Source organism: Arthrobacter sp. 01N442 (assembly GCF_056399345.1).
This window is the reverse complement of the sequence record NZ_JBFTRD010000002.1, coordinates 592,358-616,746: the sequence shown is the minus strand read 5'-3', so window position 1 is coordinate 616,746 and position 24,389 is coordinate 592,358. Positions and strand designations below refer to the sequence as shown.

Annotated in this window: 27 protein-coding genes; 8 read left to right on the top strand and 19 right to left on the bottom strand. The window is 68.4% G+C overall.

Annotated elements, in window-relative coordinates; all coding sequences use genetic code 11:
• Positions 1-6: 6 nt before the first annotated feature.
• The 3 genes from AC1DNC_RS05325 to AC1DNC_RS05315 all read right to left on the bottom strand — a co-directional run bounded on the left by AC1DNC_RS05325 (position 7) and on the right by AC1DNC_RS05315 (position 3,509).
• On the bottom strand, positions 7-987 hold the full coding sequence (locus AC1DNC_RS05325; RefSeq protein ID WP_476861501.1) for an alpha-ketoacid dehydrogenase subunit beta: 981 nt from the start codon (positions 985-987) through the stop codon (positions 7-9).
• Positions 984-2,243 carry a thiamine pyrophosphate-dependent dehydrogenase E1 component subunit alpha gene (locus AC1DNC_RS05320; protein WP_476861500.1) on the bottom strand — a complete coding sequence of 420 codons (1,260 nt, stop codon included), beginning with the start codon at positions 2,241-2,243 and terminating at the stop codon, positions 984-986. Before AC1DNC_RS05320 ends, AC1DNC_RS05325 begins: the two co-directional genes overlap by 4 nt.
• Positions 2,244-2,390: 147 nt before the next feature.
• Positions 2,391-3,509 (bottom strand): histidinol-phosphate transaminase, encoded by a 1,119-nt coding sequence (locus tag AC1DNC_RS05315; protein WP_476861499.1) that lies wholly within the window; start codon positions 3,507-3,509, stop codon positions 2,391-2,393.
• 59 nt (positions 3,510-3,568) lie between these two features.
• On the opposite strand from AC1DNC_RS05315, the gene AC1DNC_RS05310 reads away from it, so the two are divergent.
• Entirely contained in the window at positions 3,569-3,997 is a 429-nt protein-coding gene (locus AC1DNC_RS05310) for a phage holin family protein (protein WP_476861498.1), read from the top strand.
• A gap of 44 nt (positions 3,998-4,041) precedes the next feature.
• Here the strand turns inward: AC1DNC_RS05310 and AC1DNC_RS05305 are convergent, their stop codons facing one another.
• Positions 4,042-5,511 (bottom strand): hypothetical protein, encoded by a 1,470-nt coding sequence (locus tag AC1DNC_RS05305; RefSeq protein WP_476861497.1) that lies wholly within the window; start codon positions 5,509-5,511, stop codon positions 4,042-4,044.
• Complete coding sequence (locus AC1DNC_RS05300; RefSeq protein WP_476861496.1) at positions 5,511-5,807, bottom strand: hypothetical protein; 297 nt, start codon at positions 5,805-5,807, stop codon at positions 5,511-5,513. Before AC1DNC_RS05300 ends, AC1DNC_RS05305 begins: the two co-directional genes overlap by 1 nt.
• Before the next feature lie 208 nt (positions 5,808-6,015).
• Here AC1DNC_RS05300 and purB point away from each other — a divergent pair, with 208 nt between their 5' ends.
• From purB to AC1DNC_RS05280, 4 genes are all read left to right on the top strand, one after another.
• Entirely contained in the window at positions 6,016-7,458 is a 1,443-nt protein-coding gene (purB, locus tag AC1DNC_RS05295; protein ID WP_476861495.1) for an adenylosuccinate lyase, read from the top strand.
• A gap of 109 nt (positions 7,459-7,567) precedes the next feature.
• A complete protein-coding gene (locus AC1DNC_RS05290) occupies positions 7,568-8,446 on the top strand; it encodes an endonuclease/exonuclease/phosphatase family protein (protein WP_476861494.1) in 879 nt (292 codons plus the stop codon).
• A gap of 52 nt (positions 8,447-8,498) precedes the next feature.
• A complete protein-coding gene (locus AC1DNC_RS05285; RefSeq protein WP_476861493.1) occupies positions 8,499-9,170 on the top strand; it encodes a histidine phosphatase family protein in 672 nt (223 codons plus the stop codon).
• Between the two features lie 109 nt (positions 9,171-9,279).
• Positions 9,280-9,783 carry a GNAT family N-acetyltransferase gene (locus AC1DNC_RS05280; protein ID WP_476861492.1) on the top strand — a complete coding sequence of 168 codons (504 nt, stop codon included), beginning with the start codon at positions 9,280-9,282 and terminating at the stop codon, positions 9,781-9,783.
• Positions 9,784-9,809: 26 nt separating this feature from the next.
• On the opposite strand, the gene AC1DNC_RS05275 is transcribed toward AC1DNC_RS05280, so the two are convergent.
• The 4 genes from AC1DNC_RS05275 to AC1DNC_RS05260 all read right to left on the bottom strand — a co-directional run bounded on the left by AC1DNC_RS05275 (position 9,810) and on the right by AC1DNC_RS05260 (position 13,495).
• Positions 9,810-10,202 (bottom strand): nuclear transport factor 2 family protein, encoded by a 393-nt coding sequence (locus AC1DNC_RS05275; protein ID WP_476861491.1) that lies wholly within the window; start codon positions 10,200-10,202, stop codon positions 9,810-9,812.
• 116 nt (positions 10,203-10,318) lie between these two features.
• Positions 10,319-11,509 carry a 4-hydroxybenzoate 3-monooxygenase gene (locus AC1DNC_RS05270; RefSeq protein ID WP_476861490.1) on the bottom strand — a complete coding sequence of 397 codons (1,191 nt, stop codon included), beginning with the start codon at positions 11,507-11,509 and terminating at the stop codon, positions 10,319-10,321.
• Positions 11,510-11,625: 116 nt separating this feature from the next.
• Positions 11,626-12,405, bottom strand: a complete 780-nt coding sequence (locus AC1DNC_RS05265; protein ID WP_476861489.1) for an IclR family transcriptional regulator — start codon at positions 12,403-12,405, stop codon at positions 11,626-11,628.
• A 37-nt stretch (positions 12,406-12,442) separates the two neighbouring features.
• The gene (locus tag AC1DNC_RS05260) at positions 12,443-13,495 is read right to left on the bottom strand and encodes an FUSC family protein (RefSeq protein ID WP_476861596.1); all 1,053 of its coding nucleotides are present in this window, start codon (positions 13,493-13,495) and stop codon (positions 12,443-12,445) included.
• A 176-nt stretch (positions 13,496-13,671) separates the two neighbouring features.
• Here AC1DNC_RS05260 and mscL point away from each other — a divergent pair, with 176 nt between their 5' ends.
• The gene (mscL, locus tag AC1DNC_RS05255) at positions 13,672-14,232 is read left to right on the top strand and encodes a large conductance mechanosensitive channel protein MscL (RefSeq protein ID WP_476861488.1); all 561 of its coding nucleotides are present in this window, start codon (positions 13,672-13,674) and stop codon (positions 14,230-14,232) included.
• Positions 14,233-14,436: 204 nt separating this feature from the next.
• On the opposite strand, the gene AC1DNC_RS05250 is transcribed toward mscL, so the two are convergent.
• A complete protein-coding gene (locus AC1DNC_RS05250) occupies positions 14,437-15,396 on the bottom strand; it encodes a diacylglycerol/lipid kinase family protein (RefSeq protein WP_476861487.1) in 960 nt (319 codons plus the stop codon).
• A gap of 213 nt (positions 15,397-15,609) precedes the next feature.
• Between AC1DNC_RS05250 and AC1DNC_RS05245 the strand changes: the two genes are divergently transcribed.
• Both AC1DNC_RS05245 and AC1DNC_RS05240 read left to right on the top strand, forming a co-directional pair.
• Positions 15,610-15,843, top strand: coding sequence for a hypothetical protein (locus tag AC1DNC_RS05245; protein WP_476861486.1), 234 nt, complete (start codon positions 15,610-15,612; stop codon positions 15,841-15,843).
• A 253-nt stretch (positions 15,844-16,096) separates the two neighbouring features.
• Entirely contained in the window at positions 16,097-16,582 is a 486-nt protein-coding gene (locus tag AC1DNC_RS05240) for a hypothetical protein (RefSeq protein ID WP_476861485.1), read from the top strand.
• A gap of 48 nt (positions 16,583-16,630) precedes the next feature.
• Here the strand turns inward: AC1DNC_RS05240 and AC1DNC_RS05235 are convergent, their stop codons facing one another.
• From AC1DNC_RS05235 to pcaH, 9 genes are read right to left on the bottom strand one after another with little or no spacing between them, the layout of a single operon-like run.
• The gene (locus AC1DNC_RS05235; protein WP_476861484.1) at positions 16,631-17,449 is read right to left on the bottom strand and encodes an IclR family transcriptional regulator domain-containing protein; all 819 of its coding nucleotides are present in this window, start codon (positions 17,447-17,449) and stop codon (positions 16,631-16,633) included.
• A 35-nt stretch (positions 17,450-17,484) separates the two neighbouring features.
• Positions 17,485-18,159, bottom strand: a complete 675-nt coding sequence (locus AC1DNC_RS05230) for a 3-oxoacid CoA-transferase subunit B (RefSeq protein ID WP_476861483.1) — start codon at positions 18,157-18,159, stop codon at positions 17,485-17,487.
• On the bottom strand, positions 18,159-18,818 hold the full coding sequence (locus tag AC1DNC_RS05225; protein ID WP_476861482.1) for a 3-oxoacid CoA-transferase subunit A: 660 nt from the start codon (positions 18,816-18,818) through the stop codon (positions 18,159-18,161). The genes AC1DNC_RS05230 and AC1DNC_RS05225 overlap by 1 nt, the downstream gene beginning before the upstream one ends.
• A 3-nt stretch (positions 18,819-18,821) precedes the next feature.
• Positions 18,822-20,045: a thiolase family protein gene (locus AC1DNC_RS05220; protein WP_476861481.1), complete on the bottom strand. Its 1,224-nt coding sequence runs from the start codon at positions 20,043-20,045 to the stop codon at positions 18,822-18,824.
• Positions 20,042-20,542 carry a 4-carboxymuconolactone decarboxylase gene (gene pcaC, locus AC1DNC_RS05215; RefSeq protein WP_476861480.1) on the bottom strand — a complete coding sequence of 167 codons (501 nt, stop codon included), beginning with the start codon at positions 20,540-20,542 and terminating at the stop codon, positions 20,042-20,044. The genes AC1DNC_RS05220 and pcaC overlap by 4 nt, the downstream gene beginning before the upstream one ends.
• A complete protein-coding gene (locus AC1DNC_RS05210) occupies positions 20,539-21,357 on the bottom strand; it encodes an alpha/beta fold hydrolase (protein WP_476861479.1) in 819 nt (272 codons plus the stop codon). The genes pcaC and AC1DNC_RS05210 overlap by 4 nt, the downstream gene beginning before the upstream one ends.
• A complete protein-coding gene (locus AC1DNC_RS05205) occupies positions 21,350-22,861 on the bottom strand; it encodes a lyase family protein (protein ID WP_476861478.1) in 1,512 nt (503 codons plus the stop codon). Before AC1DNC_RS05205 ends, AC1DNC_RS05210 begins: the two co-directional genes overlap by 8 nt.
• Positions 22,858-23,454, bottom strand: a complete 597-nt coding sequence (pcaG, locus tag AC1DNC_RS05200; protein WP_476861477.1) for a protocatechuate 3,4-dioxygenase subunit alpha — start codon at positions 23,452-23,454, stop codon at positions 22,858-22,860. Before pcaG ends, AC1DNC_RS05205 begins: the two co-directional genes overlap by 4 nt.
• A complete protein-coding gene (gene pcaH, locus AC1DNC_RS05195) occupies positions 23,447-24,355 on the bottom strand; it encodes a protocatechuate 3,4-dioxygenase subunit beta (protein WP_476861476.1) in 909 nt (302 codons plus the stop codon). Before pcaH ends, pcaG begins: the two co-directional genes overlap by 8 nt.
• Positions 24,356-24,389: the final 34 nt, after the last annotated feature.

Below are 24,389 nucleotides of genomic sequence, written 5' to 3'. Positions count from 1 at the left end.
TCCCCGTCAGTAGGCGAAGGCGCGGTCCAGCGCCTCAAGGATGCGGTCGATGTCCGGCAGGTAGTCTTCCTCCACCTTGGCGACCGGGTAGGGCATATGGAAGCCGCCGACGCGGATGACCGGAGCTTCCAGGGAATGGAAGGCCCGCTCGCTGACCCGGGCCGCGATCTCGCCGCCGATCCCGCCGAAGGTCGGAGCCTCGTGCGCCACGATCAGCCGGCCCGTCTTCCGGACCGAGGCCGTGACGGTGTCGAAGTCGATCGGCGAAATGGAGCGCAGGTCGATCACTTCGACGCTGTGGCCGTCCTCGGCCGCGGCGGAGGCCGCAGCTAGGGCCACCGGAACCAGCGGGCCATAAGCCACGACCGTAGCGTCGGACCCTTCACGCAGCACATGCGCCTTGAACGGGTCTGCCGAGTGGCCCGGGGTGTCGGTGTCGACGTCGCCCTTGAGCCAGTAGCGCCGCTTCGGTTCGAAGACGATCACGGGGTCCAGGCAGTCGACGGCCTGCTGGATCATCCAGTAAGCGTCATGCGGGTTGGACGGGGTGATGATCCGCAGCCCGGCGGTGTGGGCAAACAGCGCTTCCGGTGACTCGGAATGGTGTTCAATCGAGCCGATGCCGCCGCCGTAAGGAATGCGGATGACGACCGGGACGGTCAGGTTGCCGTTGCTGCGCGAATGCATCTTCGCCAGCTGCGTAGTGATCTGGTTGAAACCCGGGAAGACGAAGCCGTCGAACTGGATCTCGCAGACCGGCCGGTAGCCGCTCAACGCCAGGCCGATCGCGGTGCCGATGATGCCGGACTCGGCGAGCGGGGTGTCGACGACGCGGTCTGCGCCGAACTCCCCGATCAGGCCGTCGGTGACGCGGTAGACGCCGCCGAGCGGGCCGATGTCCTCACCCATGAGCAGGGTCCGCGGGTTGTTGCTCAGCGTCGCGCGCAGGCCCTCGTTGATGGCCTTGGCAATGGTCATGGTGGTCATCGGCGCACCGCCCCGTCTGTGTGTGCCTCGTCTGCTTCTGCCTCATCGGCGAAGCCCGCGCTGTACTCCTCGAACCAGGCCAGCTCCTCGGCCACCAACGGGTGTGCCTCGGCGTAGGTGTTTGCGAACGCCGTCCGGATATCCGGGGTCCCCAGGTCGTGGATGGTCCTGCGGACGTAAGCGGCGAGTTCGTCGCCGTCGGCCTTGACCTGTTCGAAGAAAGCGTCGTCGGCCAGCCCTTCGGCGCGCAGGTACTTCTCGAGCCGCTCCAGCGGGTCCTTCGCCCGCCACTGAGCCTCTTCGTCCGAGCCGCGGTACTTCGTCGGATCATCGGCGGTGGTGTGCGCGCCGACGCGGTAGGTGAAGGCCTCAATCAGCACCGGGCTCTTGCCTTCGCGGGCCCGCTCGAGCGCCCACTCGGTGACGGCGTGGACTGCGATCACGTCGTTGCCGTCCACCCGGATGCCGGGGAAGCCGTAGCCCTTGGCGCGGTTGGAGAGCGGAATGCGGGTCTGGACGGCGGTGGGGACCGAGATGGCCCAGTGGTTGTTTTGGCAGAAGAACACCACGGGGGCGTTGTACGAGGCTGCGAAGACCATGGATTCGTGGACGTCGCCCTCCGAACTGGCGCCGTCGCCGAAGTAGACCATCACGGCCGCTTTGGGCTTCGCTGAGCCGGCCGCGGCTCCCCCGGTGGCCGCCTCGGCTGCGGCGAGCTTCTGGTCGCGCTGGATGCCCATGGCGTAGCCGACCGCATGCGGCGTCTGGGCGGCGAGGACCAGCGTGTAGAGGTGGAAGTTGGTGTCCTTGGGATTCCAGCCGCCGTTGGACACGCCGCGGAACTGGCGCAGCAGCTCCGCGAGGTCCACGTTGCGGGTCAGGGCGACGCCGTGCTCCCGGTAGGTGGGAAAGATGTAGTCCTGCGGCTGGCTGGCCCGGCCGGAGCCGATCTGCGCCGCTTCCTGTCCGGTGAGCGGCACCCAGAGGGCGAGCTGGCCCTGCCGCTGCAGGGCTGTTGCCTCGACGTCGAAGCGCCGGATCTTTGCCATGTCGGCGTAGAAACCGCGGAGCTTCCCGGCGTCCAGCCGCGCGGCGTACTCGGAAAACACCGGGTCGGTGCCCAGGGTGCCGTCCGGACCGAGCAGCTGGACCATCGGGACCGCGGGGTCGCCCAGCACCGCCTCGGCCTGCGCCTCGAGCTGGTCGTCCGCTTCGGTTCCGTCGAACTCGGTAGAGGGCAGATGTGTGGCGCCCATACCGTCTCCTTGCCTGCCGCATCCGAATGCGCCGCGATCGCTGGGATATATGCCTTACCTGGCATACGTTCCAGGCGCGGCATATATTTTGGCTTACTCGTCCCTACTTTATCCGCAGCCTCATCGCGGCGGGCTTCGTGTTAAGCGCTAGGAACGCTGTGGGGGTTTTGTATACATCGCACACAATTCGAGGAAACGGGTGTTGGCCTCAGCCTCGCCGATGCTCACCCGCACGCCCTCGTTGCCAAAGGCCCGGACCGACAGCGCCCGCTCCCCTGCCAGTGCGGCAAAGTCGGCGCTGTTGGCGCCAAGATTGAGCCATACGAAGTTGCCTTGGGCGTCCGGCACGAACCAGCCCAGCTCGCGGAGGCCGGCGGTCACGCGGTCCCGCTCATCGACCAGGCTTTGTACCCTTTCTACAACCTCGTCGAAGTGCTCCAGTGAGGTGACGGCGGCTGTCTCGGCGATTTGGGAGACTGCGAAGGGCGTGGCGGTAACGCGCAGGTGCTGGGTGAGGTCCGGCTGGGAGACGCTGTACCCCACCCGCAGGCCCGCCAGTCCGTGGGCCTTGGAGAATGTCCTCAGCACGACGACGTTCGGGTACTTGCGGTACATCTCGATGCCGTCCACGGCCTCCGCAGACCGGACGAACTCCTGGTAGGCCTCGTCGATGACGACCACAATGTCCGAGGGGACGGTCCTGAGGAACCGCTCGGTCTCTTCGGTCGTCAGGATGGGACCGGTGGGGTTGTTCGGGGTGCACAGCAGGATCATCCGGGTGCGCGCCGTCACGGCGGCGGCCATCGCCTCCAGGTCGTGCCGGCCGTCGGCGGTCAGCGGGACCTGGACACTCTCGGCACCGGCCAGGCCAACGCTGATGGGATAAGCCTCGAAGGAGCGCCACGCATAGATGACCTCGTCGGCCTTGCCGTCGTCGTTCTGGCCGGCAAAGGTGGCCAGCAGCTGGTTGAGGGCGCCCAGGCTGCCGGCGCCGGTGACGATGTCCTCGGCCGGGACGTTGAGGAAACCGGCGAGCGCGCCGCGCAGTTTGCTGCTCAGCGGGTCCGGGTAGCGGTTGAAGTCGGTCTGCGCCGCGATGGCCTGCTGCACTGCAGGGATCGGGGGCAGGGGGTTCTCGTTGGAGGACAGCTTGTAGCTCACGAGGCCCTCGACGGGGACCGGCGGTTTTCCGGCGGCGTAGCGGGGTAGGAGGTCCACTACCGGCCGCGGGCGGATCCCTCCGGCCGGGTTGTCTGATGAAGTCATGCCTCTTAGCCTACTTCGCCCTCCTGCCGGGAGGGCGGGTGATGTGACAGCATGGGCGCATGCGCTCACTCTTCGTGCGGGTCATCGTCAACGCCCTGGCCCTTTGGATCGCCAGCTGGATCCTCCCCGGATTGGATATTTCCACATCCGCCACCACCGGGGCCGTGGCCAACAGCGGCGTCACGCAGGGCACGGATACGATCGGGATCATTCTGGCGTACCTGTTTATCGGGCTGATCTTCGGGCTCGTCAACGCCCTCGTCAAGCCACTGGTCAGCCTGCTGTCGCTGCCGATCACCATCCTCACCCTGGGGCTGTTCACGATCGTTATCAACGCCGCGATGCTGTACGTGACCTCCTGGCTGAGCAGCTACACGCCGGTGCACTTCACCATCGACTCCTTCTTCTGGACCGCGGTGCTCGCCGCTATCATCATCACCGTGGTTTCCCTCGTCGCCGGACGACTCCCCGGCGGCCGCCGGCGCTAACCGGCGCTACCCGAGCACACCGGCGCTAGCCGGGCACATCGGCGCTAGCCGGGCACACCGGCGGGCGCGGCCTTCGCAGCCTGCGGCGCGTCCGCCAGCGGCCGGTTCGAAGGCAGCACGCGGGTCCTGCGGTCTGCGCCCGGAGCCGTCACCACCCCCTGCGCCGGCAGCGGCTCCCGCCGCAAGGAGAACCGGGTTACCGTTGCGGTGCCGCCAGCGCCGACCACGGCGGCCAGCGCGGCCGTGGACGCCCGCAGCGAGGGGTCCCGGCTCGCCGAGACCGCCTCCGCCCCGGCCGCGTAGTTCTCCAGCCGATGGCCGGGACCCAGACCGAAATCCTGCGGCGGCGGCAGGACAAGATCATTGGTCAATGTGACCGTCACGCGGTCCTTGGTGTCCGCGTTGGCGAGTCCGTCGGCTCCCGGAACCCAGTCGTGCTGGTGTTCCAGGTGCAGACTGCCGATCCCGGGCTCGGGGGTGATGCCGCCCACCGGGGAACCGGCGGTCAGGACAAACTTGAGGTCGAACTCAGCCAGGAAGGCCTTGTCCTTGCTGAGGTTCATGGCGTGGATCCCGCCTTGGCTGTAACCCACGACAGCAAGCTGTTCGCCCGCCTCCGCACCGGCCTGGCGCAGCGACTGCCGGATGGCAGCGGTCGTCTCCTGCGAATCGTAGCCAAGGCCCTCGGCAATGCCGGCCGTGTCGAAAGGGTTCGTGCCCTCGGGCAGGCCCCCGAGCTGGGTCCCCGGGATGATGACCACCCAGGCGCGCCGGTCGCCGCCGTCGACCCGGATGACTTCAATGTCCCCGCTTCTCCGGCCCACCGCGTCCGCCCGCCGCAACAGGCCCGCCGGCGACAGGTCCACCTTCGCGGTGGCTGTTTCGCTGCCGACGACGGTGACCGGCCGAGGCTTCAGGAACCCCAGCCCCGGCGCGGTCGCCAGGTCCCGGATTACGCCCCGGACGTCAGTGGGGCCGCTCAGTGCGCCGACTGCCGCGGCCAGGGGAACGGGCAGGCCCAACAGCAGGGCCAGGCTGCGGGGAGCCATGGCCACGCCGTGCTCGACCTGGTCGCGGACCCCCGGAAGCTCGAAGAGTCCTTGCGGGGAGCCGTATTCGGCGGCGGAAAGCCCCATCCGGAGCAGCAGGGCGTTCCGGGCCTCGGTGAATTCGTACTCCCGGTGACTGGCCCGGACCTGAGCCGCGATGCGTTCCAATTCGGCCCTGACCGCGCCGATGTCCCGGCCGGCCTCCCCCACGGCGATGATGGCGTTGCTGCCGCTCCGGTAGGAGTCCGACTGGTAGTCGAACAGGGCCCGGCGGACGCCGTCGGCCTCCGCCTCGACGGCAGAGAGCCGGTGCACCACGCCGTCCAGGGCCGCCGCGCCGGCCAGCAGTTCCTCGAACTGGAAGCTAAGGCCCCCGATCCCGCCGCGGATCCGCAGCATCCCGTCGGCCGGCGGAGCGGAGGGGCGCGGTACTTCTCCGGAACCCGCCGGTGTAGCCTCCGCCATCAGTACCCCGGCCGGCCCGAAGAGAGCGTCACGTTCTGGGCATGCCGCAGGACCACTGCCGTCGCATCCTGTAGCCCGTCGCGGCCTCGCCGCAGGGCCGCGGCCTGAAGCGACAGCGTGCTCCGGTAGGCGCGGCCCGCCGGGGACTGCCAGCCCTGCAGTTCCAGCCGGCTCAGCGCAGCCAAGGCGGCGGAAGCCTGCTCGGCGCATGAGGCGACCCTGGCAGCGAACTGCTGGACCTCGTAGCTGCGTGAGGCGCACGCCGTCGCCTCAGCCGCGGTTAACGTCCCACTCATGGCCCGGGCCCCTTTCTATTGCCGTTCAGTCCCGGGATCGAGGCTAAGGAACCTCCACCTGCGCCGGAAGCGGCCGGCACGGCTATGTGGAAAAGCGGCCGCCCCGCGCGGCGCGCGCAGCGGCTCCGTCCTAGGGGATCTCCTACGGAACTCGTCATACGGAACCGCCTGCTTAAGGCCCGGCGGCACTTCGTGAAAGAATCGGACCATGCCTGAAACTGCCGCCACAGCTGAGACCCGCACGCCGTCCGGACGCCTGGCCCTCGCCGCGTCCGACCACCAAATCGCGCTCGGCCCGCTCGACGGCCGCTACCAGTCGTCGGTCGCGCCGCTGGTGGACTACCTCTCCGAGGCCGCGCTCAACCGCGACCGGGTCGCCGTCGAGGTCGAGTGGCTGATCCACCTGACCAGCAACAACGTGCTGCCGGGCGCCGGGCCGCTGAGCGCCGGGCAGCAGGAGCAGCTTCGTGCCATCGTCACCGAGTTCGACGCCGCGTCGGTCGCCGAACTGGCCGACATCGAAGCCGTGACCGTCCACGACGTCAAGGCCGTGGAGTACTACATCGGCCGCCGCCTGCCGGGCATCGGGATCGAAAACCTGACGGCAATGGTGCACTTCGGCTGCACCTCAGAGGACATCAACAACCTCTCCTACGCGCTCGGCGTCAAGGGCGCTGTCGAGGACGTGTGGCTGCCCGCCGCCCGCAAGCTCGTCGCGCAGATCAGCGCCATGGCCGAGGCCAACCGCGCGGTGCCGATGCTGTCCCGCACGCACGGCCAGCCCGCTACCCCCACCACGCTGGGCAAGGAACTGGCCGTGATCGCCCACCGGCTGACCCGCCAGCTGGACCGCATTGCCCGGACCGAGTACCTCGGCAAGATCAACGGCGCCACCGGCACCTACGCGGCGCACGTCGCTTCCGTTCCCGGCGCCGACTGGGAGCACGTGGCGAAGAGCTTCGTCGAAGGTCTCGGCCTGGACTGGAACCCGCTGACCACGCAGATCGAAAGCCACGACTGGCAGGCCGAACTCTACGCCGACGTCGCACGCTTCAACCGCATCCTGCACAACGTCTGCACGGACATCTGGAGCTACATCTCGATCGGCTATTTCGTGCAGATCCCGGTGGCAGGCGCCACCGGTTCCTCCACCATGCCGCACAAGGTGAACCCGATCCGCTTCGAAAACGCCGAAGCCAACCTGGAGATCTCGTCCGGCCTGCTGGACGTGCTGGGCTCCACCCTGGTCACCTCCCGCTGGCAGCGCGACCTCACGGATTCGTCCTCGCAGCGCAACATCGGTGTGGCGTTCGGCCACTCGTTGCTCGCCATCTCGAACGTCGCCAAGGGCCTGGACCGGCTCAAGGTCGCCGAGGACGTCCTGGCCGCAGACCTGGACACCAACTGGGAAGTCCTTGGCGAGGCCATCCAGATGGTCATGCGCGCCGAGGCGATCGCCGGCGTCCCGGGCATGGAGAACCCGTACGAGCGGCTCAAGGACCTGACCCGCGGGCAGCAGGTGGACGCAGCCCGGATGCAGGAATTCGTCCAGGGCCTGGGTCTGTCCGCCGACGCCGAAGCCCGGCTGCTGGCCCTGACCCCGGGCAAGTACACCGGCATCGCGGACAAGCTGGTCGACCACCTGGCCTAGCCCTGCTTGCCCCGAATTCACCTTCCGGCAGGCCGCCGTTTACGCGGCCGTCGAGGACTGGCCAGCTTCCGGGGGGAAGCTGGGGCTGTTACCGACCCGAGGAGACCCCTTGCCGAGCGACATACCGTCGACAGCACGGACCGTTCTGACCGACCCCGGCCCGGGGGCCGGACCCGACGCAATGGCCGACGCGGCCGCCTTGAGCCTGATGAGCTTCAACATCCGCTGCGACATTGCGGAAACCCTGCCGGGCCAGGCCGACTACTGGCCGGAGCGGGTTCCGGCCTTGCAGGCCGTCCTGGCCGAAGAACTGCCCGAAGTCCTGGGCATCCAGGAGGGCCTGGAGCACCAGCTGGCCGTGATCGGCGAGGCCCTGCCGGACCGTTACCGGATGATCGGCCACGGCCGCGACGGCGGCCGACGCGGCGAGCACTCCTGCATCTTCTACGACTCCAGCCGGCTAAAGCTGCGGATGTGGGACCAGTTCTGGCTCTCGGACACGCCCACGGTGGCGGGGTCGGCCACGTGGGGCAACCACGTCACCCGGATCGCCACGTGGGGCCGGTTCGAAGACAACCACACCGGACGCGAGCTGATGGTGGTCAACACCCACTTCGACCACGAGTCGGAGAACGCGCAGCTGCGCAGCGCCGAGGCCATCGTGGAGCACGCGACGAGTTTCGAACCGGGCCTGCCGACCGTCCTGATGGGTGACTTCAACGCCGACGCCGGCGCGTCGGGGGCCTACAGCACCCTGGTGGGCAGCGGCACCTTCCGCGATTCCTGGACCGCGGCCCAGCAGCGGCTGACCCCGGAGTACGGAACATTCCCGAACTACAAGGACCCGGTCATCGGCGAAAGCCGCATCGACTGGATCGCCGTCACGCCGGAGATCCAGGTCGCCGAGGCCGCGGTCAACACCTTCCGGCTCGACGACCGTTATCCCAGTGACCATGCTCCGATCCAGGCCACGGTCAGGATCCCTTGACCCCACGGCAGCCCAGCCTGCAGGGCAGAACGCAGCCGGTAAACTCGCTGCCATGAGGCTTCTGCTGATCCGCCACGGCCAAACCCCGGGCAATGTCCTGGGGCAGCTGGATACCGCCCACCCGGGTCCCGGACTGACCGAACTCGGCGAGCGCCAGGCCGCCGCGCTGGCCCGCTCCCTGGTGAACGAGCAGATCGGACTGCTCTACGCCTCCACCCTGGTCCGCACCCAGCTCACCGCGGCCCCGCTCGCCACCACACGCGGGCTGGAAGTTGAAATATTGGAAGGGCTGCGGGAAATCGAAGCCGGGGCGCTGGAGAAGCTCACCGACCGCGAATCCCACCTGCGCTACCTGGGCACGGTGTTCGCCTGGACCGCGGGCGAACTGGACAGGCGGATGCCCGCGGGCCCCAGCGGCCACGACTTCTTCGAACGCTACGACGACTCGATCGCGAGGATCGCTGCCGCCGCTGCAACCCGTGGCGACGATGCCGCCGTCGCCGTCGTCAGCCACGGCGCCGCGATCCGCGTCTGGACCGGCCTGCGTGCAGCCAATGTCGAGGCGGAGTTCGCGGCGCGGCACGTGCTGGCCAACACCGGCATCGTGGCGCTCGAAGGCGACCCCGACGCCGGGTGGCGGCTGATCCATTGGGACGACAGCCCGGTGGGCGGACTCGCCCTGGCGGACCCGACGGCGGAAGACCCCACCGGCCGCCCAGCCTGAGCGGAAGGACGGATGCCGAGTTCTTGAAGTCCTTACCGGCAGGAAACACCCCCGAAACCGCCGCTGCCTAGCCTTGGTCTGCATAACCCTTCGGCGAATCGAGGCAACGATGCAGACCAACCCGCGGCTCAACATCCGGCAGGTGCCCTGGTCCAACCCCGTGGGCGCCGACCTGAGGGCAGCCCAGCAGGCGGAACTGGACGCCCGCTACGGCCACAGCGGGCACGAGGCCGGACCGCCGCCGTCGGAAGCGGACACCGCAGTCTTCCTGGTGGCGCACGACAAGGCGTCCGGCCAGCCGGTGGGCTGCGGGGGCCTGCGGCTGCTGGATGAACGCACGGCCGAGATCAAGCGGCTGTACGTGTTGCCGTACACCCGCGGCTCCGGAGTGGCCAGCTCGATCCTGGCCGCGATGGAGGCACATGCCCACGCCCTCGGCATCACCACCCTGACCGCCGAGGCGGGTTCAGTTCAAACCGACGGACGGCAATTTTACGAGAACTCGGGCTTTGTCCCCGTTCCGAACTTCGGCCCCTACCTCGGCCTGGAGCACTCGCACTGCTATGCGAAGCCGATCGATTCGCACAGCGCCGCCCACACCGCCATGGCGTAAGTCAACCGGTGTACCGGGGCGCTCAGTCAGGTCCAGAAATCGTCCGACTTGGCAGTGTCCTCGAAAAACTCCCGGCCCTCGGCGATCTTGCCGTCACGGACAACAAACGCGATGACCGAAGCCATGTCCAGACTCTTGCCGTTATTTTCCGCGACGGTCTGCTGGATCGCTACCGTGTGGCCGTCCCCGCCGACGATGTCCTGGACCTTGGCTTGGAAGTTGCCCTGCGTGCGAGCTCCCAGTTCGCCGAAGTACGCGAGGATGGCGTCACGGCCCTGTTTCGTCCCCGATAGCACGCCGCTTCCGGCCACGTGCCAGACTGCGTCCTCCGCGAAGATTTCGCTAAGAGTCGCCATATCCCCTGAGTTAAAGGCCTCGTACCCCCGCCGGACCAGTTCAACATTGTCTGCGCTTCCCATGATCGGACACCTCTCTGTCGTCCTTGTCGGGTCATGCTGGGACGGTTAAAGGCTAGTCCTGGCCCGTGGGGCTGTCGATGGAAATATGTCCGGCCACCGGGGCCGCGAGGGCCGTCCTAGCTGCCCGCCGGCCAGCCCGTATAGGCCTCGGCGAGGTAGGCGCGGCCGTGCCGGGACGAGACCACGGAGTTGAGCTCGCCTAGCTGTCGGGCGCGGGCGAAATCGTCGGCGCCGGCCGGAGTGTGCAGCATGGAAGTCATCCAGTAGGAGAAGTGCTGTGCCTTCCAGACCCGGTCCAGGGCGCGGTCACTGTACAGGTCAAGGAGCATCGTGGAGCCGGTCTTGTAGTAGCTGTCCAGGCCCTCGAAAAGCACCCGGACATCGTGGATGGCGAGGTTCAGTCCCTTGGCGCCGGTGGGCGGGACGGTGTGGGCCGCGTCCCCGGCAAGGAACAACTTGCCGTGGCGCATCGGGGCGTGCACGAAGCTGCGGAACTTCAGGACCGTCTTGTCGATGACCGGTCCCTCCTTGAGCTCAAAGCCGTTGCCGTTCACGCGGCTGCGGAACGCCTCCCAGATCCGCTCATCGTCCCAGTTGCGGACGTCCTCACCGGGATCGCACTGGAAGTACATCCGCTGCACCGTCTCGGTCCGCTGGCTGATCAGGGCGAAGCCGTTGGCTGAGTTGGCATAGATCAGCTCATCGGAACTGCGTGGTGCCTCCGCCAGGATGCCGAACCAGGCGAAGGGGTACTCGTGGAAGTACCACTTGCGCCCTGCCTCCGGAATCTGGACCCGGCAGTGGCTGCGTGAGCCGTCCGCCCCCGCAATGAAGTCGGCCTGGAGCTCGAATTCGGTGCCGTCCGCGTCCGTGAACCACACTTTCGGCGAGCCTTCGATGTCATGGATGCTGGTGTCCGTGACGCTGTACCGGACGTCGCCGCCGTCGGCCTCCCGGCGCGCGGCCAGGTCCTTGAAGACGTCAGTTTGCGGGTAAAGCCAGACGGATTCGCCCACCAGGTCCTGGAAGTCGATGCGGTGGCTTTCGCCGTTGAACCGCAGTTCGATCCCGTCGTGCCGGTCGCCGTCGCGCAGCACGCGGTCGGAGACGTCGGTGTCCACGAGGAGGTTAACGGTGCCATGCTCGAGGATGCCGGCCCGGACGGTCTCCGAGATCTCCTGCCGGCTGCGCACTTCGATCACGGTGGACTCGATCCCCTCTTTGGCGAGCAGATGGGAGAGCATCAGCCCGGCGGGGCCGCCGCCCACGATGGCCACCTGGGTGGTGATGACTTTTCGGGCTGCCATGTTGTCCTCGCTTCGTTGCGGGGCCCGAAGCCGCGTGCGCCAATCAGCCGCGCGCCACACCCCGGGACCGGATCGGTCTTCTGGCTAATAGTGTGCGCCCGGAGTGGTGATCCGCGTTACAGGCTATCCATTGAACGGAATTGGGCTGCCGAGCGGGAGTCTCCGAGCCGGCGTCCGATGCCGCGCGCCGCGGTCTGCAGCGTCGGCACCAGGGCCTGCAGCCGCATCTCCCGCAGCGGAACCACGACGCCGAGCGCAGCAACGGTCCGCTTTCTTGCATCCCGCACCGGCACGGCGATCCCCCAGGTGTCGGGGTCCACGACGCCGGCCAGCTGCGCAAACCCTTCCTCGGCAGCCTCGGCCAGGAGCGCCCGGATATCCCCGGCCTTAAGCGTGCCCGCGGGGTCTTTGAACTGGCGCAGGTAGGTCGCCTGCACCGCGGCGGGCTGATGGGCCATCAGGGCCAGCCCGGCGGAGGACAGGTGCACCGGCATCCGTCCGGCGACCTTCGCGCGGTTCGCCACCGAGCCGCGGCGTGACAGGCGTTCCACAAACAAAGCGTCCCAGCCGTCCAGCACGGCCAGGTTCACGTTCTGGTTGAGCACCTGCTGGATGTCCTCCATGAAGGGCATCGCCGCCTGCCGCAGGGCCAGGGTCGGCGAGTTCCGGTTGACCAGCTCCCACAGGCGCAACCCCAGCCGGACCGATCCGCCGTTTCCCAGCTCCAGGAGGCCGTGCCCGGCCAACTGCCGGACCAGCCGGTGGGCGGTGGTCAGGGGCAGGCCGGCCCGGTCCGCGAGTTCGGAGAGCTGTAGCGCGGCAGAGCCCTCGGGGAAAGCCTCGATCAGGCGCACCACGCGGTCCACCACGGAATCCCCCGACCCGGAATTAGCCACGCTCCCCGCTTCCCCTCACCGTTGCCTGCCTGTGGGATCAGTCTTCCACTGACCGGCGGGCGGCGCGCAACCGGCGCCAGAGGGCCGGTGCCAGCACGACGGCGACGCCGACGGGGGCGCCGATGACCGTCTCGAGGAACCGGTCGCGCAGCAGCGTGGCGGCGGGCACCGGGGCTACCAGCAGGGTGGAGACCAGGGCGAGCGGGGTGACGAAGACCTGGGCCAGCATGTACTGGCGGGCGATGAACATTTCGGCGCCGAACTGGCAGGCGGCGATAACGAGCACGGTCTGCCAAGGGGCCGGCTGCAGCAGCAGGATGGCGGCGAGCAGCACCAACCCCAGGGCGGTGCCGATGATGCGCTGCATGCCGCGGCTGATGCGGTGCCGGGTGCTGTGCCCCACGAGCGGCACGACGGCAGCCACCATAGCCCAGTAGTTGTGGCCGAAGCCGAGCCGTTCGCCCGCAAGGGTGGCGATGGCGCCGGCGAGCCCGGCTGCCACGAGGTAGCCCACGGCTTCGAGCCAGGCAACGCGGCGCTCGGCGGGGGTCAGCCGGACCGGCCGGGGCCACGACCACGGCTGGCGGCGGCTCGGGGCCACCCGGGCGGACAAGCCGATCAGCAGCGAGAACGCGACGGTCAGGACGGCCACCAGCATTCCCTGCCCCAGCGGCGGCTGGCTGGGAATGGAGGCGATGGCCGCGAACGCGAAGATGTGGAACAGCGATCCTGCTGGGCGGAGCCGCCACCAGGCGACGACCAGGGAGCAGCCGCCGGCCACCAGCGTGGTCACGAGGACCTTCAGCCAGACGGTGCCTGACGGGGTGAGCGCGAACGCCGTCCCGGCGCGGGCCGCCAAGGCTCCGAGCAGGATCACGGCAAGCATGAGGGACCCGGCCCGAAGCTGAAGCACCAACCGCCGGCCATGGGGCTCATTCCGGCCGTAGATTCCGGTGAAGGCGCCAAAGGAGGCAAAAATGGCCAGATCCAGCCTGCCCAGCAGCACCAGGGTGATGAGCGGGACAAAGACGCCGACGGCGCAACGGATCGCGACCTGGTGGTCCTTGTTGGCTGGAGCCATGGTGAACATCTCGGCGAGCAATTTCGCGGGCTTCACAGCTGGAATGGGTCTTCCTTTGCAGTCGGTTGAAAACGACGGCGGCACTGGCATCCAGCTGAATCGTACGCCGGAACCCGACCATTCCCGGCTTCATATTCCATTGAACGGAAAGAACTCCAGGACGGCCGAATGGTAGCGTCGAGCGGTTGAACCACCCACACGGCACCATTCCGGAGGACCCCATGCTCAAAGGATTCAAGGACTTCATCCTGCGCGGCAACGTGATCGAACTGTCCATCGCCGTCGTCGTCGGTACGGCCTTCACCGCACTGGTGACGGCGTTCACCACGAACATCGTGAACCCGATCATCGCGGCAGCCGGCGGCGTCGAGGCGGAAGGCCTCGGCTTCTCCATCTGGCCGGGAAACTCCAAGACATTTGTGAACTTCGGCGCCGTCCTGACGGCCTTCGTGACCTTCATCATCACCGCCGCGGTGGTGTACTTCATCTTCGTGGCACCGATGAACCGGATCAACCGGATGGTCAAGCACCGGCTGGCCACCGCAGAGCCCGAAGAGAAGCCCCTGCCGCCGGACACCGCTCTGCTCGCCGAGATCCGCGACCTGCTGGCTTCGCTGGCCGGATCCGGGGAGGGCGTGGGTAAAGGCGACGACGACGGCGGCCGGCACGCCGCCGTCGGGCTCCCCGACGATGAAGTTCCCTCCGAGGACCTCGCCCATTCCGGCGCGCCTTCTCCCCGAAGGTGAGGGAGCGTCACCCCCAAACCCACCAAACGTGAGGGAGCGTCACCCCCAAACCCACCAAACGTGAGGGAGCGTCACCCCCAAACCCACCAAACGTGAGGGAGCGTCACCCCCAAACCCACCAAAGGTGAGGGAGCGTCACCCCCAAACCCACCAAACGTGAGGGAGCGTCACCCCCAAACCCACCAAACGTGAGGGAGCGTCCCGCTAGACCGCCTTCGTCATCCTGATGGTCAGCGCCTCGTGCTCCACGGCGACCTTGAGGTGCTTGGCCTTGCCGATGTGGTCGCCGTCGAGCTGGAACTCCTGCTCATGGTCGAGGCTGATTTCCGCCGACTTTCCGGCGAAGTATTCCACAGACTTGTTCTTGCCGTTCTTCCGGCCGAACATGCCGGCCAGCACGCTGAGCCAGCCGAGCCGGCCCGCCGGAGCCAGGATCAGCACGTCAAGGATGTTGTCATCGATCTTTGCGTCGGGAAAGACTTCCACCCCGCCGGTGATCTTGCCGCAGTTTCCCACCATGACGCTGCGGATCCGGCGCCGGACCGGGTGCTGGCCGTCAATGCTGATGTGCGCCTTGACCGGCTTGCCGGGCAGGTGCCGGATGCCGGCCTCGACATATGCGAGCCAGCCCACGCGGTCCTTGAGCTCGTCCACGGTGTTCGCCATGATCGCAGCGTCGTAGCCGAGTCCGGCCATGACCAAAAAGACTTGTTCGTCCTGGGAGTGGTCCAGGCTGGCCTTCACCACGTCCACCTTGATGTCCGTGCCGTTCAGGACGTCGTAGCTGGCGGCCACCGGGTCGGTGATGTCGACTCCGATGTTGCGGGCCAGCAGGTTGCCGGTGCCCATCGGCACCAGGCCCATCGGCGTCCCGGTGCCCGCAAGGACCTCGGCCACGCAGCGGACGGTTCCGTCGCCGCCTGCGGCGATCACGACGTCGACCCCCGCCTCCAGCGCTTCCCGCGCCTGGCCCAGCCCGGTGTCCTCGGCCGTGGTCTCGAGCCAGAGCGGCTCCGTCCAGCCCTGGGTTTCGCAGAGCCGGTAGAACGAGGCCTTGAAGTCCTCTCCGGAAGACTTCATGGGATTGATGATGACGGCGGCGCGCCGGGTCTGAACGGAAGTGTCCTGAACAGAATTGTCCTGCGCGGCATTGGTCTGTGACATGGCGTCCTTCGGGCGTGTGGGCGGGATGGGTCCCGCAGGGAAAGCTTATCGGGGCGGGACGGATAAGCTGCGCAGCGTGGCAGGGAGTCATGGACGCGCTGTTGGACCGGTCACTACACTGGCCATGTTCACGAACTGACGCGTACCGGACCCGTCCGGATGCCGCTCCGGATTCGCCGGGGCGGCCGCGTTCCAGGCGCGGAAGGCGGCCACATGACCGATCCAGGGGAAAACTACTCAGCCGAGGCCGAAGCCTCGAGCAGGGATCCACACGACTGGGGCCGGGCGATGGCCCTGGCCCTTACCCGGCTGGCTGAGCAGCTGGCCCCGGAGGATGCCGAAGAGATGCATGCCAGCCTCGTGGACAGGCCGCTGCACCTAACCATCCGCGACGACGCAGCGGGGGTCACGATCACGGTATCGACGAAGGCTGACACTGCCGGCTGAGGCCCGGCCAGAAATAGAACAGCGCAGATCAGCAATTCCCTCGCGTGGTGTGCCACAATAAGCGGGATTTACCGGCCCATAGTGGGCCGGGACACACAGATCATTTGGGGGAATGATGACAGAGCGCGCAGATTTTGACGCCAGAAAAGAATCCGAATCCTTTGGCCAGGGCGAGCCGGGCTACGGCCAGCGCTGGCCCGACGGGGCTCCTTGGCCGGATTCTTCCGATCACCGGCAGGCTCAGCTGCCCGCATTGCCCCTCCCCCAGGTCCGGACGGAGTCCCTGGAGCACATGCTGCGGGGCGCCGTCTTCGCCCTGGCCATGGTCCCGGTAGGCGTCGCCCTCTGGCTGATTCTGTGGAAGATGGGCTGGATGGCCTCCATCGTTGCCTTTGTGACGGCGGCCGGCGCCGCCAAGCTGTATATCGCCGGGAGCACGGTGGGCAGCGGCGGCAGCATAACCAGGCGCGGCGCGTGGGTTGTCGTGGCCGTGACGGTGGTGACGGTGCTGCTCTCATTCCTGGGCACGATTTGGCTGGACCTGGCCGACTACCTTGGCGCCTCACCGCTGGCCCTGCTGTTCGAACCGGAGGCCTGGGACCTGCTGGGCTACAACCTGACCAGCAACGCAGACCTGATCGAGGGCCTCAAAGGAGAGTTCCTGATGGCGCTGCTGTTCAGCGCGCTGGGCTGCTTCTTCACCCTGCGGCAGCTCTTCGCCCAGTCCCGCCGAAGCTAGGCCGGGTCAGCGTCGCGTCAGGCCGCGTCAGGCCCCGCCAGCGTTACGTCAGCGTCCGGCGGAAAGATCCGCGGAGATGAGTTCCGCGGTGGCAACGGCCGCTTCGCGGATCGAATCGAGATACGCCTCCGGGTCAGGCTGGGCGGCAACTGCCTGGGCCTGCAGCGAGACGTTGATGGCGGCGACCACCTTGTCCGGACCGTCGTAGATCGGCGCCGCCAGGGACATCAGCCCGAGCTCCAGCTCCTGGTCCAGCAGGCACCAGCCCTGGGCCCGGACGGTGTCCAGCTCGGCCAGCAGCTCCTCGCGGGTGCCGATGGCGCGCGGGGTGAGCGGCCGGATCCGTGCCGTGGCCAGGTACTCCTGGAGCTCGGCAGGCGGTAAGGCGGCCAGCAGGACCCGGCCCATGGAGGTGGCGTATGCGGGGAAGCGGGTGCCGACGGTAATGCCGACGGTCATGATCCGCCGCGTCGCCACCCGGGCGATGTAGGCGATGTCCGTGCCGTCCAGCACGGCGGCCGACGTCGACTCCCCCAGCTTGAGCGACAGTTCCTCCAGGTGCGGCTGGGCAATTTGCGGCAGCGACAGCCCGGACAGGTAGGCGTAGCCAAGCTGGAGCACCTTGGCGGTCAGCGCGAAGGCCTTTCCGTCGGTGCGGACGTAGCCGAGCTCGACGAGGGTGTGCAGGAAGCGCCGTGCCGTGGCACGGGTGAGGTCGGTCCGGGCCGCAACCTCGGTCAGCGTCATCAGCGGGTGCTCCGAGTCAAAGGACCGGATCACCGCCAGTCCCCTCGCCAGCGACTGCACGTACTGGTCGCTGGCCGCCGGCGCCCCGTCGGCACGGGTGGCCTTTGCTGCCTCAGTCATTTAACGCCTCTCGATCACGCATCACTTTATACGCGTCAGGCCTGGGCTGCGGCCGAGAGCGGCACCGGCACGAGCGCCTGCAGTTCCTCGAGGGTGCAGCCGAACGTCTCCCGCACCTGGACGCCGTCGGGGCCGGTCAGGAAGACTGCCTTGTCCGTGTAGACCCGCGTGACGCAGCCGATGCCGGTCAGCGGGTAGCTGCAGGACTCCACCAGCTTGGACACTCCCTCCCGGGTCAGCAGCGTCATCATCACGAACACGTCCTTGGCGCCGGTGGCCAGGTCCATGGCGCCGCCGACGGCGGGGATCGCGTCCGGCGCGCCGGTGTGCCAGTTGGCGAGGTCGCCGGTGGCCGAGACCTGGAAGGCGCCCAGCACGCAGATGTCCAGGTGGCCGCCGCGCATGATCGCGAAGGAGTCGGCGTGGTGGAAGTAGGAGGCACCGGGCAATTCGGTCACGGGAATCTTGCCGGCGTTGATGAGGTCGCCGTCGATCTGGTCACCGGTGGCTTCCGGGCCCATCCCGAGCATGCCGTTCTCGGTGTGGAGCGTGATGTGCTGCTCCGGCTCCAGGTAGTTGGAGACCAGCGTGGGCTGGCCGATGCCCAGGTTTACGAAGGAACCGGGCTTGATGTCCTGGGCCACCAAGCGGGCCAGGTCGTCGCGGCCCAGGGGCTTGTCCGAGGTCTGGATACTCGTCTGGATGCTCATCAGGCCACCTTCACGATGCTGTTGACGTAAATTCCGGGGGTCACGACGATTTCAGGGTCCAGTCCGCCCGTCGGGACGAGCTCGGAGACCTGGGCGATCGTGTGCTTCGCGGCGGCGGCCATGATCGGGCCGAAGTTGCGGGCCGTCTTGCGGTAGACGAGGTTGCCCTTGCCGTCGGCCGTGAGCGCCTTGATGAGCGCGACGTCTGCGTGGATGGGGGTCTCAAACACCTGCCACTTGCCGTCCAGGAACCGGGCTTCCTTGCCTTCGGCCAGCATGGTGCCGTAGCCGGTGGGGGTGAAGAACCCGCCGATTCCGGCGCCGGCGGCGCGGATCCGTTCGGCCAGGTTGCCCTGCGGCACGAGCTCCAGTTCGATCTCCCCGGCGCGGAATTTCGCGTCGAAGTGCCAGGAGTCGGACTGCCGCGGGAAGGAACAGATCATTTTCTTCACCCGCCCCTCCTTGATCAGCAGCGCGAGGCCCTGGTCGCCCTGGCCCGCGTTGTTGTTGACCACGGTGAGGTCCGTGGCCCCGCAGTCCAGCAGCGCGTCAATGAGTTCGAACGGCTGCCCGGCGTTACCGAAGCCACCGATCATCACGGTGGAACCGTCCTGGATGCCGGCGACTGCCTCGCCGACGGTGTCAATGAAATTCAGCATGGACTAGCCCTTTGCAGCTGGTGACGGCGGGTTGTTCCGCCCGGCGGTGGTGACGTTTTCGAGGACGACGGCGAGGCCCTGGCCGACGCCGATGCAGATCGCGGCGACGCCCCAGCGTTCGCCGGAGGCCTGCAGGGAGCGGGCCAGGGTGCCGAGGATCCGTCCGCCGGAAGCGCCCAGCGGGTGCCCCATGGCGATCGCGCCGCCGTGCCGGTTCACGATCGACGGGTCGATCCCCCAGGCGTTGATGCAGGCCAGCGACTGGGCGGCGAAGGCCTCGTTGAGTTCGACGGCGCCGACCTGGTCCCAGCCGATACCCGCCTTGGCGAGGGCCTTGTTCGCGGCCTCGACGGGGGCATAGCCGAAGAACTGGGGGTCGTTGGCGTGCGCGCCGCGGCCGGCGATCCTGGCCAACGGGTCCAGGCCCAGGATGCCGGCGGCGTCCTCGGAACCCAGCCACGCCGCGGAGGCGCCGTCGGAGAGCGGGGACGCGTTCCCGGCGGTAACGGTGCCGTCGGCGCGGAACACGGTCTTCAGCCCCGCGAGCTTCTGGGCCGAGGATCCGGGCCGGATGCCCTCGTCCCGGACCAGGTCGGTGCCCGGAACCGCGGTGACGAGTCCGTCATAGAACCCCTCGTCCCAGGCAGCCGCGGCGAGGTTGTGCGAGTTGGCGGCAAATTCGTCCTGCGCCTCGCGGGTCACGCCGTATTTGTCCGCCAGCCGTTCGGTGGCTTCGCCTAGCGAGACGGTCCAGTCCGGCTGCATGTTCTTGTTCACCAGCCGCCAGCCCAGCGTCGTAGAGACCAGGGAGAGGTCCCCAGCCGGGTAGGGCTTCTCAGTCTTCGGCAGCACCCAGGGAGCCCGGGACATCGACTCAACCCCGCCCACCAGCAGCAGATCGGCGTCGCCGGTATTGATCTGGCGGGACGCGATGATCGCGGCGTCCAGCGAGGATCCGCACAGCCGGTTGACCGTAGTGCCGGGAACCGACACCGGCAATCCGGCCAGCAGGGTGCCCATCCGGGCCACGTTGCGGTTCTCCTCGCCGGCGCCGTTGGCGTTGCCGAAGACCACCTCGTCGATCCGCTCGACGTCGAGCTGCGGCGCGCGCCTGACCGCCTCGCCGATGACATGCGCGGCCAGATCATCCGGGCGGACCCCCGCGAGTCCGCCGCCGAACTTGCCGAACGGGGTCCGCACGGCGTCGAAGACATAGGCCTGGTTCATGCTGTTGCTTCCGTTTCGGGGTTGTCCGCGTCGGCGTTGTCCGCGTCGGCGTTGTCCGCGTCGGCGTTGTCCATGGAATGGAATACCTGCTGCGCGGTTTTGAAGGCGGTGTTGGCGGAGGGCACGCCGCAGTAGATGGCGGTCTGCAGCAGGATTTCCTTGATCTCGTCCCGGCTGAGTCCGTTGTTGAGCGCGGCACGGATGTGCATGGCCAGCTCGTCCCAGTGCCCGTGCGCCACCATCGCGGTGATGGTGACGGCCGAGCGCATCTGGCGGCTGATCCCGGGCCGGGTCCAGATCCCGCCCCAGGCGATCCGGGTAATCATGTCCTGGAAGTCCTCGGTGAAGGAGTCCCTGGTGGCGTTGGCGCGGTCCACGTGCGCGGCGCCGAGCACTTCGCGGCGGACTTTCATGCCGCCGTCGTAGATCTCCCGGCTGGTGGCATCCGGCTGGACTACGCCCTGCCGATCCGGGCCGATCTGCTCTGGGCCGGTCATTTTCCTGCTCCGCGGGATTCGGTCCAGCTGATCAGGCTGCGCAGCAGTTCGGCCACGTGCCCCGGCGCCTCGAAGGGTGCCAGGTGGGAGACGCCCTCCAGCGTCGCGGCGTTCGCCGTGCCGCCGCCGGCGGTGATGCCGTCCGAGATCTCCTTCGCGAACGACGGCGGGGCGACGGTGTCCTCGGCGCCGGCCAGGGCCTGGGTGGGGACCCGGATGCTGCCGAGTTCGTCCCGCACGTCGAAGCCGGCGAGGGCCTCACAGCAAAAGGCGTAGCTGAACCTGTCCGCATCGCGCAGGGTGTGCAGCAGGCGGCTGCTGAGCTCGGGCTGGCGTTCCATGAAGCCATCCGCGAACCAGCGCTGGGCGGATCCCTCGATCATCACCCCGGTGCCCTGGTTGCGGACGGTTTCGGCCCGTTCCAGCCAGCCCTCCGGGGTGCCGATCTTCGCGCCGCTGCACTGCACGGAGAGGCTCTTGAGCCGCTCTCCGTGCTTGATGCCCAGCTGCAGGCCGGTGGCCCCGCCAAGGGACACTCCGGCGTAGTGGAACCGGGCACCGGGCGCGATCGAGTCGACCAGGTCAACGACGGCGTCGGCCAGCTCATCGACCGTAAACGGCTCCGCCGCGGCCGGTGAGACGCCGTGCCCCGGCAGGTCCCAGGCGACGACGTCGACGTCGTTGCCGAGCAGCGCCCCCGCCTGGCTCCAGAGCAGCGTGGAGGTGCCGAGCGACGGGCCCGCCACGAGGAGGGGCTTGTCGCCGAGCTCGCGCACCGGCGAGAGCAGGACGGCTTTCAGGGTTGGTCTAGCCACGGTGGGCGCCTTTCTCTTCGGTCGCATTCTTGTCCTCGACCGTCGTGTTCTGTTCGGCCGATAGGCCCGGTCCGGGATCCGGCTGCGCGAAGTCGGGCCACGCCGCGAGGATGCGGCAGGATATTTCGGCGGCCTGGCCGAGGTAGTTGGCCGGGTCCAGCAACGCCTCGAGCCGTTCGTCGGAGAGCAGTTCGGCCGGGACGGCGGCGCGCAGCAGCTTCCGGTAGGAGCTTGGCTGTTCGGCCGCGGGCACCTGCAGCGTCTGGTCCACCACGTCCTGGAGCCGGCGCCGGCCGTCCGTTCCCAGCAGGGGCACGACGGCGGCGTTCACCGCCTCGGAGAGCAGCAGCGGTCCGGAGAGATCCAGGTTCCGCCGCATAGCGGACGGGAAGACCGTCAGGCCCTCTGCCAGTTCGCGGAGCTGGCCGGCGGCGCCCAGGGCCAGCCGGAGCAGGGAGCGCAGCGCGGGCCACTCACTGTGCCAGGCGCCGTCGGGGCGTTCGTCGTCGAAATTGGCTGCCGAGATGTGCAGCTGAGCGGCAAGCGCCGGTGCCTGCAGCGCTGCGCTGCGGACCAGCACGGAAAGCACCGGGTTTTGCTTTTGCGGCATGGCCGAGGAACCGCCCCGGCCGGCGGCCCGCGGTTCGGCGAGTTCGGCCACTTCCGGGCGGCTCAGGAAGAGTACGTCGGCGGCGATTTTGCCCGCAGCGTCCGTCACGGCGGCCAGGGCGTCCCCGAGCGCGGTGACCGCGAGCCGGTTGGTGTGCCACGGTGCCGGGGCCGCGGCCAGTCCCAGCCGGGCGGCAAGCCGGTCGGCCAGGTCGAACGGGGACAGGGCCGAGCCTTCGGTCAACACCGTGCCGGCGGCCAGGGTGCCGGCGGCTCCGCCGCTCTGCACCGGGAGCTGCAGCGCCTCAAGCCGGCGGCCGGCCGCGGCGAGCCCGTGGAACCACTGCGCGGCCTTGAGCCCGAAGCTGAACGGCAGCGAGTGCTGGGTCAGGCTGCGGCCCACACACAGGGTTTGCTGGTGCCGCTCCGCGAGGTCGGCGAGGGCCGCCGTCGTGCGTTTGACGTCGAGGAGGAGTTCCCGGACGGCCGTTGCTGCCAGCAGCATCAGGGCGGAATCGAGCACGTCCTGGCTGGTCAGCGAGGTGTGCACGGCGCGTCCGGCGCCAAGGCCGGCCGTGTCCAGGGCTGCCACCTGCGCACGCAGGTCTGCGAGCAGCGGGATCACCGGGTTGCCGCCGCCCTGGGCGCGGACGGCGATTCCGGCGAGGTCGTAGCGCTCGACGTCGGAGGCCTCCGCCACGAGGGCGGCGGATCCGGCCGGGGCCAGGGAGGCCTCTTCGAGGACGGCAGCCCAGCCGGCCTCGACCCGGAGGATGGCGGCGAGTACCGCGCGGTCGCCGGTCAGCGCCGCCACCCGGGGCGAAGCCGACACCGGGCTGAGCAGGCCGAAGTCGCCGTCCGGGCCGGCTCCAAGGTCACCGTTGGGGGGTGTCACTTCGCGGCGCCCTGAACGGGAGAATCCTCGGCGCCGCTGCCTTCAAAATCGAGGAAGACCGTCTCGGCCTCGCCCTGCAGCCGGATGTCCCAGCTCAGGCCGCCGTCGGGGTCGCGCCGGGCGATCAGGGTCCGGCGGCGTTCAGGTTCCAGCGAGGACAGCAGCGGGTCCGCGGCAAGGGCGTCCTCATTCTCCGGCAGGTAGACGCGGGTGAACAGCCGGTTCATCAGGCCGCGGGCGAACACGACCACGGAGATGAAGGGTGCGGCACCGGGCGCGGTGGGGCCGGGGTTGACGGTGGTGAAGGTGAAGACGCCGGTGTTGCCGACGGCGCTGCGGCCGAAGCCGGTGAAGGTGTAGCCGTCGCGGACCAGGGAGCCGGTACGCTGCGGGACTTTGCCCTCGGCGTCGGCCTGCCAGATCTCCAGGATGGCGTCCGGGGCCGGGTGGCCGGCGCCGTCGTAGACGGTGCCCTGCAGGCGGATGGAGCCGGCGGTTCCGGGGGCCAGCAGCTCGCGGTCCTTTGCGTAGGGCAGCGCGTAGCCGTAGAACGGGCCGACCGTCTGGCCGGGGGTGGGGGTCAATTTACTCATGGTCGTCACCTTCCGCGCCGAGTGCCTCGTTTTCCGTCCAGGTCCGCTTCGAACCGGTCAGGACAATGTCCCAGTTGTAGGCCAGCGCCCACTCGGGCTTGGTCTGATCGTGGTTGTACGTGGCCACCAGCCGGTCGCGGGCGTCCTGGTCCACGATCGACTGGTAAATCGGATCGAGGGCGAAGAGCGGGTCGCCCGGGAAGTACATCTGGGTGACGATCCGCTGCGTGAACTCCTGGCCGAACAGGGAGAAGTGGATGTGCGCCGGCCGCCAGGCGTTTAGGTGGTTCTTCCACGGGTAGGCGCCGGGCTTGATCGTGGTGAAGCTGTAGGACCCGTCCGCGCCGGTGATGCAGCGGCCGACGCCGGTGAAGTTCGGGTCGAGCGGGGCCGGGTGCTGGTCCCGCTTGTGGATGTAGCGGCCGGAGGAGTTGGCCTGCCAGATCTCCACGAGCTGGCCGGCGACCGGCCGGCCGTCGCCGTCGAGCACGCGGCCGGAGACGATGATCCGCTCGCCCAGCGGTTCGCCGTTGTGCTGGATGGTGAGGTCGGATTCGAGCGCGTGCACGTCCATGTGCCCGAAGGCCGGCGAGTACAACTCGATGGTCTCCGGATCCGCGTGATGCAGGCTCTTGGTCGGGTGGCGCAGGATGCTGCTGCGGTACGGGGGGTAGTCCAGCCGGGGCTGGATTTCCGCCGCGGCGCCGTTTTGGCGGGCCTGCGCGTAGGCGTCGGCCAGGGCCTTCATCTCGTCGCTGAGGATCTGCTGCGATTCCGCGGCGGAGTCGAGGGCCGGGACGGCCTTAGTGGCAGCCTTCGGTGCGGCCTCGGGCGCTGCGTCGGACACGTCTTCGGTGATCGGATCCGCGTTGAAAATTTCAAGGTTGATTTCTTCAGGCACAGCAGCCTCCTTTCGTTGGTAGGGCGATCCTGGC

What these genes read in the sequence shown, in the direction of transcription:
- AC1DNC_RS05225 (WP_476861482.1), bottom strand. Translation starts at nt 18,818, where the DNA reads ATGCTGAATTTCATTGACACCGTCGGCGAGGCAGTCGCCGGCATCCAG.
- AC1DNC_RS05305 (WP_476861497.1), bottom strand. Translation starts at nt 5,511, where the DNA reads ATGGCGGAGGCTACACCGGCGGGTTCCGGAGAAGTACCGCGCCCCTCC.
- AC1DNC_RS05260 (WP_476861596.1), bottom strand. Translation starts at nt 13,495, where the DNA reads ATGTTCACCATGGCTCCAGCCAACAAGGACCACCAGGTCGCGATCCGT.
- AC1DNC_RS05235 (WP_476861484.1), bottom strand. Translation starts at nt 17,449, where the DNA reads ATGACTGAGGCAGCAAAGGCCACCCGTGCCGACGGGGCGCCGGCGGCC.
- AC1DNC_RS05245 (WP_476861486.1), top strand. Translation starts at nt 15,610, where the DNA reads ATGACCGATCCAGGGGAAAACTACTCAGCCGAGGCCGAAGCCTCGAGC.
- AC1DNC_RS05275 (WP_476861491.1), bottom strand. Translation starts at nt 10,202, where the DNA reads ATGGGAAGCGCAGACAATGTTGAACTGGTCCGGCGGGGGTACGAGGCC.
- AC1DNC_RS05230 (WP_476861483.1), bottom strand. Translation starts at nt 18,159, where the DNA reads ATGAGCATCCAGACGAGTATCCAGACCTCGGACAAGCCCCTGGGCCGC.
- AC1DNC_RS05300 (WP_476861496.1), bottom strand. Translation starts at nt 5,807, where the DNA reads ATGAGTGGGACGTTAACCGCGGCTGAGGCGACGGCGTGCGCCTCACGC.
- AC1DNC_RS05315 (WP_476861499.1), bottom strand. Translation starts at nt 3,509, where the DNA reads ATGACTTCATCAGACAACCCGGCCGGAGGGATCCGCCCGCGGCCGGTA.
- AC1DNC_RS05325 (WP_476861501.1), bottom strand. Translation starts at nt 987, where the DNA reads ATGACCACCATGACCATTGCCAAGGCCATCAACGAGGGCCTGCGCGCG.
- AC1DNC_RS05270 (WP_476861490.1), bottom strand. Translation starts at nt 11,509, where the DNA reads ATGGCAGCCCGAAAAGTCATCACCACCCAGGTGGCCATCGTGGGCGGC.
- pcaC (WP_476861480.1), bottom strand. Translation starts at nt 20,542, where the DNA reads ATGACCGGCCCAGAGCAGATCGGCCCGGATCGGCAGGGCGTAGTCCAG.
- purB (WP_476861495.1), top strand. Translation starts at nt 6,016, where the DNA reads ATGCCTGAAACTGCCGCCACAGCTGAGACCCGCACGCCGTCCGGACGC.
- pcaG (WP_476861477.1), bottom strand. Translation starts at nt 23,454, where the DNA reads ATGAGTAAATTGACCCCCACCCCCGGCCAGACGGTCGGCCCGTTCTAC.
- AC1DNC_RS05250 (WP_476861487.1), bottom strand. Translation starts at nt 15,396, where the DNA reads ATGTCACAGACCAATGCCGCGCAGGACAATTCTGTTCAGGACACTTCC.
- AC1DNC_RS05285 (WP_476861493.1), top strand. Translation starts at nt 8,499, where the DNA reads ATGAGGCTTCTGCTGATCCGCCACGGCCAAACCCCGGGCAATGTCCTG.
- AC1DNC_RS05310 (WP_476861498.1), top strand. Translation starts at nt 3,569, where the DNA reads ATGCGCTCACTCTTCGTGCGGGTCATCGTCAACGCCCTGGCCCTTTGG.
- AC1DNC_RS05280 (WP_476861492.1), top strand. Translation starts at nt 9,280, where the DNA reads ATGCAGACCAACCCGCGGCTCAACATCCGGCAGGTGCCCTGGTCCAAC.
- AC1DNC_RS05220 (WP_476861481.1), bottom strand. Translation starts at nt 20,045, where the DNA reads ATGAACCAGGCCTATGTCTTCGACGCCGTGCGGACCCCGTTCGGCAAG.
- AC1DNC_RS05320 (WP_476861500.1), bottom strand. Translation starts at nt 2,243, where the DNA reads ATGGGCGCCACACATCTGCCCTCTACCGAGTTCGACGGAACCGAAGCG.